2 protein-coding genes are annotated in these 1,489 nt (G+C 48.6%); both read right to left on the reverse strand.

Annotated elements, in window-relative coordinates; translation table 11 throughout:
* Nucleotides 1–615 (reverse strand): transposase zinc-binding domain-containing protein (locus tag AB4323_RS23035; protein WP_133153779.1); only part of this gene is annotated, 615 nt, incomplete at its 3' end.
* Nucleotides 612–1,489, reverse strand: an 878-nt coding sequence (locus AB4323_RS23040) for a tyrosine-type recombinase/integrase (protein ID WP_372153443.1), incomplete at its 5' end; no start/stop codon positions are given. The genes AB4323_RS23040 and AB4323_RS23035, both read right to left, overlap by 4 nt.

The raw sequence follows: 1,489 nt of genomic DNA on the forward strand, positions 1-1,489 counted from the left end.
CCACAACGTTGGGTGTTGATTAATGGCCTCTAGCATTCTTGCTCGCCATACTTTGGCCAAAGCAAACGCGTTGAAGAGGTAATGCTTGTTGCCTTTGTGCCACGTTTGCCTCGACGCGTCGTATTGGCCTGCCGCCACGATAATGTGCAGATGTGGGTGCAAGTTTCGTTGTCGGCTGTGAGTATGCAACACGGCGGTAAAACCAAGTTCACCTTGCCGTTGTCGGTTGGCAAAATCCTTTAATACCCCTGATGCCACCTTAAACATACCGTTATATATCGCTTTAGGTTGATGTCTTGCCAGCACTCTCAATTGATACGGTAAAGTGAAGGTCACCATGAAATAGTGAACAGGTAACCGTTTTTGCTGTTGACGCTGTAGCCAGTCAGAAGTGGTGCGTTGTTGGCATTGAGGGCAATGGCGATGACCACAAGAAAGAGGCAATCGGTCATCGTGATGGCAGTGACTGCAGAACCATTGTGAGCGTCCTTGTTGCTCTGTTTTGCAACGGAGCATCGCCCCAATAGCCCGATGCATATCGCCATTTATCTGCGCATGATAGTGATGCTTAAGCGCACGATGATGCTGGCGAAGCAGTTCAATGAAAGTACTCATTTTATGCTCCATGTTAAGTCTAGATCATCCGTTAATTGGTTGATGGCCATTGCCGCATCACGCTGCTTTATCTGAGTCATTCGGGTGTATCGTGCCGTGGTGTTGAGGCTTGCATGACCGAGCAGTGATTGCAGTGAACGCAGGTCGACTCCTTGCTCAAGTAAGTGCGTTGCGAAGCAATGTCTGAGTGAATGAGGACTCGCATGCTTTTTGATACCACACTCTTTAAGTACAAGTTTCATCGTCTTTTGAATTCCGCCACGATCCATGGGGGTGTCGTGACATGTACCAAGTCCAGGAAATAAGTAGCAAGGATGCTTATGGGTAAGCCAGTGCGTGCGGAGTGCCTTAAGCGTTCGCTGCGGAAGCGGCACCATTCGGTCTTTTCCGCCTTTTCCTTCCCGTATGTGAACGCGCATTGTTTGGCTGTCGATATCATGAACCGTAAGATTTAATCCCTCACTGAGTCGTAACCCCATGCTGTACAGAGTAAGAAAAAACACCTGATAACGTGCTTGTCGAGTGTGAGTAATCAGCGAGCTGACTTGCTGTGGTGTCAGTATGTCGGGCAGTCGTTTTACTTGTGGCGGCTTGACGATATTGAGCCACTCCCACTGTTTATCGAGCGTGTAGCGATAGAAAAACTGCAAGCCATTACGATCGAGTTTTATGGTGCTCCACGAGTGGGTTTGAATAAGAGACGCGAAGAACTGTTTGAGGTCAGAGGTCGTTAATGTATCAGGGGCTCGGTCGAAATGAGCGGTGATCCGACGAACCGCACGGGAATAGGCATCAATGGTCGCGGGTCGTTTACCTTGCAGCTTTAGGTTGGTAAGGTGTTGTTCATAAAGGGTGTTGTAACGTTTTAAGTCAT

The organism is Vibrio sp. 10N.261.52.C11, from assembly GCF_041471405.1.
Taxonomy (GTDB): domain Bacteria; phylum Pseudomonadota; class Gammaproteobacteria; order Enterobacterales; family Vibrionaceae; genus Vibrio; species Vibrio crassostreae_C.